This window comes from Leptolyngbya sp. FACHB-711 (assembly GCF_014695615.1).
Classification (GTDB): domain Bacteria; phylum Cyanobacteriota; class Cyanobacteriia; order Elainellales; family Elainellaceae; genus Leptolyngbya_A.
Genome location: NZ_JACJOR010000090.1, coordinates 1 through 6821 on the forward strand (window position 1 = coordinate 1; position 6821 = coordinate 6821).

Annotated in this window: 8 protein-coding genes; 4 read left to right on the plus strand and 4 right to left on the minus strand. The window is 49.7% G+C overall.

Annotated features, from left to right (window positions below; genetic code table 11):
* Positions 1-408, minus strand: a 408-nt coding sequence (locus tag H6F80_RS02685; protein ID WP_190790069.1) for a fatty acid desaturase, incomplete at its 3' end; no start/stop codon positions are given.
* Between the two features lie 520 nt (positions 409-928).
* Positions 929-1123 (minus strand): chlorophyll a/b-binding protein, encoded by a 195-nt coding sequence (locus H6F80_RS02690; RefSeq protein ID WP_190790070.1) that lies wholly within the window; start codon positions 1121-1123, stop codon positions 929-931.
* Between the two features lie 482 nt (positions 1124-1605).
* Here H6F80_RS02690 and H6F80_RS02695 point away from each other — a divergent pair, with 482 nt between their 5' ends.
* The 4 genes from H6F80_RS02695 to H6F80_RS02710 all read left to right on the plus strand — a co-directional run bounded on the left by H6F80_RS02695 (position 1606) and on the right by H6F80_RS02710 (position 4957).
* Positions 1606-2256: a 2'-5' RNA ligase family protein gene (locus H6F80_RS02695; protein ID WP_199296323.1), complete on the plus strand. Its 651-nt coding sequence runs from the start codon at positions 1606-1608 to the stop codon at positions 2254-2256.
* 144 nt (positions 2257-2400) lie between these two features.
* On the plus strand, positions 2401-3201 hold the full coding sequence (gene nuoB, locus H6F80_RS02700) for an NADH-quinone oxidoreductase subunit NuoB (protein ID WP_190790071.1): 801 nt from the start codon (positions 2401-2403) through the stop codon (positions 3199-3201).
* Positions 3202-3487: 286 nt separating this feature from the next.
* Positions 3488-4315, plus strand: coding sequence for a hypothetical protein (locus H6F80_RS02705; protein ID WP_190790072.1), 828 nt, complete (start codon positions 3488-3490; stop codon positions 4313-4315).
* A gap of 228 nt (positions 4316-4543) precedes the next feature.
* Positions 4544-4957, plus strand: coding sequence for a hypothetical protein (locus H6F80_RS02710; RefSeq protein WP_190790073.1), 414 nt, complete (start codon positions 4544-4546; stop codon positions 4955-4957).
* A gap of 271 nt (positions 4958-5228) precedes the next feature.
* Here the strand turns inward: H6F80_RS02710 and cpcG4 are convergent, their stop codons facing one another.
* Positions 5229-5990 (minus strand): phycobilisome rod-core linker protein CpcG4, encoded by a 762-nt coding sequence (gene cpcG4 / locus H6F80_RS02715; RefSeq protein WP_190790074.1) that lies wholly within the window; start codon positions 5988-5990, stop codon positions 5229-5231.
* A gap of 133 nt (positions 5991-6123) precedes the next feature.
* Positions 6124-6821, minus strand: a 698-nt coding sequence (locus tag H6F80_RS02720; RefSeq protein ID WP_190790075.1) for a phycobilisome rod-core linker polypeptide, incomplete at its 5' end; no start/stop codon positions are given.

The following is a 6821-nucleotide window of genomic DNA, read 5'->3' on the forward strand; positions in this document are numbered from 1 at the left end:
CGGGTTTTTATGCTTGCCGTCGTGAAAATCGGGATCAAGTTCGCTAGCCGGATGGTGGTGGTGCATCCAGTGCTTTTTCAGCAGCTTCTTATAGGAGAATAAGCCGTAGAGCAACACGCACAGCGTTCCGATCGTGTTGTTCACTTTAATATTCGATGGGAAAAGCGCGCCGTGCATCGCATCGTGGGCAGTAATAAACAGTCCCGTGTAGAGGAACATCTGCCAGAGCATCATTGCCGGGATAACCCAGCCGGGGATTTGATTCAGATTAAGCGAGAGCAGACCGATGAGGCTGGCTGCCCAGATGCCAATAACCCCAAGCGCGATTATGAGCGCCAGCGATGACTCGGAAGCGGCTTTTTGCTCAATCTCACTTGGATGCGGATAGTTGTACGATGCGCCAGTCAATCTTCTACTCCTTTCTCTACTGAATCTCTACCAAATCAATTTCTACTGAAATAATCTCTACTGGAATAGCTACCAGGGAGATTTCGTCTCTATCAAGGGTTGCTTGTAAGGATCGCTCGAGTTTATTTACAAAACTTAACATAAATAGTTAAGCATAGCCCTAAGCCAATCGCAATCAATCAAACTAGCGATCTCTCTGTTGGTTTCCTGCCTCTCCGGTCAGAGACTCAGGGCAATGATTTTTGAAGGACGCGATCGATAAGCAAAATTTGTAGGTTGAATAAAACCAAAGCTCTGCTTCAGGACGTACCAGTTCTTTCTTAGGATTTGCTAATTGCAAAAGGCGATAGAGCAATAAAGCAAGTCATTGGTCTTTAGCCAGATTAAAGTTGCGTTCCAACCCTGCTAGACTGACTTGTTTCTTCCTTTGATTGCTTCGCAAATCTACTTTTTTCAGTTCACAATATTGAAAGAACTGGTACCTTTCATCACCCTATCTGATGAGTCCCGAATCAAAGTATTAGGACAGGTGAAGCAGGTCACGCACGACGCTATAACCGCCCAGATCCCACAGCAGGTATGCAGCGAAACCGATCATTGCTAAACGACCATTCCACAATTCTGCCTGGGGATTCCAGCCGAAGACAAAAGCATTGCGGTCGACCTGGTTGTAAGCCTTAGCAACGGGGGGTAGATCGGTAGAACGAGTTTCCATGATTAAGCTCCTTAGGTTGTGCTTGTTAACTTCGTACTTGTTGAAATCGGGTGCAATCGAATTACGATTGATGAGTTCATCCTAGTTTACCGTTTTGATGTTTGCAGTCTGTCTAGAGTTCTAACCTGTGCTTGTCTTCGAGAAGCCTAAAGAATGAGGAGTTTTACTTTAATGTCGCCCTGGTTATAGAGGCATTGCTTCATCTTCCAACAGGCTTATTCACTCTTATAGAACTGCTGCGTAAATAAGGAGTAATCATTAGCGCTGGTGTGATGTCGGTGTCAGAATTAATGTAAAAAACAACGTTAAAAATAAAGAAGAAATAAAGTTTGCTGGTGAAGTAAGGATTGGGTGATTGATCATCCTTTTCTCTGGAAAACACTGGTTCAAAGCTTTACAGCGCAGCAGCTATTTGAGCAACTACTGTTCAGGCACTCAAGGTTCAAGCACTCTAGCCAATTTCAGCAAAAGCTCCTCCCAACATGGCTCATCAACCTATCTTCTATGCCCCTGATTCTAATCAGCAGGCAATGCCAGGCAGTTTCCCTGCCGGCGCGATCGATGCCTTGCCGCTCGTGCTAACGCTCAAACTGGATTCCGCTAGCTTCGATCGGCTCAATCAACTCCGACAGGAATATTTCCCCAGCCATCGCAATTTTTTGCCTGCCCACGTAACGCTGTTTCATGCCCTCCCCGGGAATCAGGAAACCAGCATCCGCGAGACGCTGCAAATCGCCTGTGCGAATACGGCTCGATTTCCCCTGGCTTTTCCGACGCTGCGCTTTCTTGGCAGGGGCTTTGCGGCTGAGATCGAGGCTCCCGAATTAATACAGTTGCAGCACCAGCTTATGGCGGACTGGCACTCAGAGTTAACGCCGCAGGATCGGCAAAAGTACAAGCCGCACGTCACGATTCAAAACAAGGTTTCGCCTGAGGTGGCTAAACCCCAATACGAACAGGCTGCAAGAGCGTGGCAACCGCTGAGCGGGTTTGGTGAAGGGCTGTTGCTGTGGTACTACAAAGGTGGACCCTGGGAACTGGTTGAAGCGTTTGAGTTTCAGTCCAATTCTCCTAATGGAGAAACAGGTTCGCATTGTGCTGAGGCTGGAACTACCCCTTTGGATAGAAGGTAAAACCCGGACATAGCAAATAGGGTAGAGAGGCGGCTGCCTATCCGTGGTTAAGTCTTGCTTTTTAGTTTTGCGATGAAGCGAGCGACTGCTGGAAGTCATCTGCGTTTTTTCGATCGCCTCTCTCTGCGTATAAGTGCAGTTATGATGACCAATCCGTCTCGATCGGGTCAACCGTCTGAACCCAGTGGCTCAGATCTGATTGTGAATCCCGCCACCTATCCAAGTATCACCACGCAGCTTTCGGAAAACGTCATTCTGACGACCGTAGACGATTTGCACAACTGGGCGCGACTTTCGAGTCTTTGGCCTCTGCTGTATGGAACCGCCTGCTGCTTTATTGAGTTCGCTGCCTTGATTGGTTCGCGTTTTGACTTCGATCGCTACGGTCTGATCCCCAGAGCTTCTCCGAGACAGGCAGACCTGATCATTCTGGCAGGTACGCTAAATATGAAGATGGCACAGCCGACCCTGCGCCTGTATGAGCAGATGCCCGATCCGAAATACGTGATCGCGATGGGAGCCTGCATGATCACAGGTGGGATGTTTAGCGCAGACTCGCCAACAGCGATTCGTGGAGCAGACAAGATTTTGCCGATCGATGTCTATATTCCCGGTTGCCCGCCGCGCCCAGAAGCAATCATGGATGCGATCATCAAACTGCGAAAGAAAATTTCGGCAGAAACGGTGCAGGAACGTGGGGTGAAAGGTCAAACGCATCGTTACTACACCACCACCCATAAAATGAAGCCAATTTCAGCAATTCACGACGGCAACTACCTGCGAGCTGACAGTCGAAATAAGCCGCCTGAGCAAATTGCGGCAGCACTGGGCACAGAAATGCCGCCTGCACTGCAAACTCAGGTGTTCCGCGGCAGTGAGCGCATTCGCAGCGAAGAGCGCAATCTAGATACTTCTAGAGTCGAGGGTTCCGTAGAAGACATGTAAATTCCCTTGCTCAACTATCAGTACATCGCTCTGGTGTACAGTAGTGTTCCTTTTGATATAACCGATCGCTTAACCATGCAGTTCTCTCGGTAGACGTATGAGGCGATCGGTTTTGTTATTTTGATTGCAATCGTAGAAAGGTTGAACTTTAATTCAACGTGAAAAAGCTGCGGTATCGGCAAATTTTCAGCTTGAGTCAGGAATTTGTGCGTCGATCAAATCGCTGAACTAAACCGCAATCAATCCGGCGATTGATACGAAGATTGACAAGAGGAAAAAGACAGCAATGAATCGAACGAATCTAAAAAATCAAGTTTGGGTCAGTACGTTTGCGATCGGATTACTCGCATTTCCGCTCACAACTACTGGGCTGGCACAAACCTCAGGTGGTGCAGGTAGCACCGGAACCTCTGGAACGGCAACCACTACGGGAACCACCGGACCCTCTGGAACTGGAACAGGAACGACTGGAACCTCTGGAACTGGAACAGGAACGACCGGAACAGGAACGACCGGAACTTCTGGCACTTCTGGCTCAGCCGGGACAGCAGGTAGCACCTATGGCTCACCAGGAACGACTGGGACTTCTGGCACTTCTGGCTCAACAGGGACTGGGGCAACCGGAACCGGGACGGGCGGCTCAACCAATAGCCCCTCGATCGCACCTGGATCCACCGGAACGCTGACTTCTCCCGGTTCGTCTGGCACTTCTGGGACTTCTGGCACTTCTGATACAGGAACCTCTGGCACGGGAACGACTGGCACAACAGGTACCGGAACCACCGGAACCACCGGAACCTCTGGAATACCCGGAACGAACGAAACGACCGGAACCTCTGGAACCACTTCCGGCTCCGGCACGACCAGCACAACGCCCGGCAATTCTTCGACCACGGTGATTATTTCACCGACGGCTTCTCCCAGCCCTGTAACTGAAAGTCCAACGACAACCACGACGACCACGACCTATCGAAACGTCCGTGGCGATCGAAATAACAACCTGGGCTGGTTAGGCTTACTCGGTCTGCTGGGACTAATTGGCTTGACGCGCAAATCTCGTCAGGCAACTGTCCATCGTGAAACTGAATCCACGCGACCGGGTTCCAGATTCTAAAAAAGACAACAAAACAAACAGCGGATGGTTCAGGATTAATTCTTTCGCTTGTTGTGTTTTGTTGATTGGTTCAGTGGGTTGATCTGAAGTGCTGAATCTAAGTAGAACAGCCAGCAATTACCGATCGCTCACGGGTCTAAGCAGGGTGGGTTAGTGAACAGCTGCCCACCCCATTGAAATTTTCACTCTGCCTTTGTCAACCTTATTTTGCTGTGTTGGTATTGCATTATGAATTCCTTTGTTGACCCTAATCAGCTTGAAAACTTCTTTAGTGCCAAACTCTCCGAACCTCCCTATTTTCTGCTGGCAGCCGGTTTATTTATTTGCCTCACATCCGGCTTAGCCTTCGCTGCATCGGTTCGCGCCGAAATGGGACGCTGGTACAAAAACCCCAATGTTGGGTCTTTCTCGCGCTGGATTCGGCTTCAGGTAGCTTTTCCCTTTGCGGGCGTTTTGCTGGGTATAGGGGTTGGGCTGGCAGCCACCCTCATGACTGTTGGGGTATCAACCGTGTTTGCCTGGATCATTACGCTGCTCGTAACCCCGCTTGCTGGAGGATTCCTCTGGTCACGCATTGGTAAACAAATGGGACGAGAAGCATTAAATTTTTACATCGATCAGCAAATGCACCACCAGTCCTAATGAATAAATTTGTTTGGGTTTGATTTTGTCCTTCTACTGATCCGTGCAATTTGTGATTTATGAATGGGGCAACTGCCCCTTTTTTAGGTCTGCTGCTTTTTGTGATTTGCTGCAAATCTCTAAACTAGAGCTAAAACTAGAACTGGGTCTCGCTGCTCCCTGACTCAAAAACCTTCTGTAGATTACAAAAGGCGATCGAATCTAGAGAGTAGCCAGACCCAGCAAATAAATAATCAGAACGATCGGCGAGTGATCAGTTCAACGCAACACCTTAGCGTTTACCGCGGTAGGGCACTTTGTTCAAGTAGTCGATATCCGATGCCCGCAAAGATTGGGAATAGTTCCCTTTTGCACCGATCGAAGATGCCATGTCGCGATACTTGCGCGGATCGCCTTCCTGCAACTGACGCTCCTGGAATTTGCGGTTGTAAAACTTCTCCACCACAAAACGCCAGTCGGTCTTGACGGTTCCTACGGTTTCGCGGAAGCCCTCACCGTAGCGGGGAGTCACTAGATTAAACGGACGACCTTCCATCCGCTTGCGCTGGTAAGGCACGGTGTTGTCGCCAAATGCCTGGGTATATTCTTCGCTGTCGAGCAGTGCATCAATAAAGCCATAGAAGCCCAGCGTTGCCACTTTGATCGACCAAGCGATTTTTTCGTCCTCATTGTAGGCAGAACGACCGAGCAGCCGTTTCAGGCAGATATCGACCAGACGATAGTTATCGTTGACCTCAACGACCTGGCTGTAAAACCGCTCAGACTTGGCTAAGCCACGAATAAAATCGCGTGTCGTAATCGCCCGGTTCTTGAGCTGAGACTCCAGCGCAGAGTGACGGTTGAACTTGAGCGTTTGATGCTCGCTAAACACCTGACGGTAGGAAGCCCAGATCACTTCCTGCATCTCCGAAGCGGAGGCAGCATCCTCAAGGCGATAGATGTAAGGTGTATCTTCGTTTTGATCTGCCGTGCCAAAGCTCTCAACACGGTGATTTTGTGTGGTTGGTCTGTATTTAAGCAAGGGCAATGCCATGCTAGATCTCCCTTGTGTAATCGTGATGTGCAAAATCGGGTTATCTCATTTTGGGGCTGTGCGGCGCAGCGTCCCTTGGCTTATTATCCCGTGGAATGGCGCGAAATGAATAGCCTTAGCCGCTTCTCTGGCTTTAGCCAATTGCTCCTGTCAGACTGGAGGCGAGCAGCGTGATCGTACAAACCAGAACCAGCAGCAGCAGCACTCCACTCACACGCCCCCAGTTAATCCCTGCTAGGAATCGAGCCAGGTCAAAGGGTCGATCGAAATCCAGCTCAAACCGAGGGGTTGGCACGTATGGCTTTGGCTGGGGCAGTTTGTCCCGGTAATCGGCTCCATAGCGAGGCGTAAAGCTAAAGGGGCGATCGCTTAAGCGTTTCCGCTGATAAGGAACGACCATATCGCCAAAGGTGCGAGTATATTCCTCGCTGTCAATTAGCGCATCAACAAACTGATGCCAGCCCTTCGTCGCAATTTGTATCGACCAGGCGATTTCTTCCTCGCTATTGTAGGGAGCACGACCCAGCAATCGCTTCAGGCAGATTTCGACCAGGCGATAGTTATTGTTTGGCTCAACCACTAGCTGATAAAACCGCTCAGATTTTGCCAGTCCCCGAATGAAATCGCGCACGTCGATCGATCGATTCTTAAGCTGCGTTTCCAGCGCAACATGACGGTTAAACTGGAGCATTTCCTGCTCATTAAACACCTGCCGATAGGCAGCGCGAATCAGAGCTTCTTGCTCAATAGGTGTGGTTGCGGCTTCCAGGCGAAAAACATAAGGAGTGTCCTCGTTCAGGTCAGCCGTTCCAAAGCTGGAAACTCTTTGGT

Bases quoted from the DNA above. Each gene is read 5' to 3' on its own strand.
- H6F80_RS02690 (WP_190790070.1), bottom strand. From the start codon at position 1,123: ATGGAAACTCGTTCTACCGATCTACCCCCCGTTGCTAAGGCTTACAAC.
- H6F80_RS02695 (WP_199296323.1), top strand. From the start codon at position 1,606: ATGGCTCATCAACCTATCTTCTATGCCCCTGATTCTAATCAGCAGGCA.
- nuoB (WP_190790071.1), top strand. From the start codon at position 2,401: ATGACCAATCCGTCTCGATCGGGTCAACCGTCTGAACCCAGTGGCTCA.
- H6F80_RS02705 (WP_190790072.1), top strand. From the start codon at position 3,488: ATGAATCGAACGAATCTAAAAAATCAAGTTTGGGTCAGTACGTTTGCG.
- H6F80_RS02710 (WP_190790073.1), top strand. From the start codon at position 4,544: ATGAATTCCTTTGTTGACCCTAATCAGCTTGAAAACTTCTTTAGTGCC.
- cpcG4 (WP_190790074.1), bottom strand. From the start codon at position 5,990: ATGGCATTGCCCTTGCTTAAATACAGACCAACCACACAAAATCACCGT.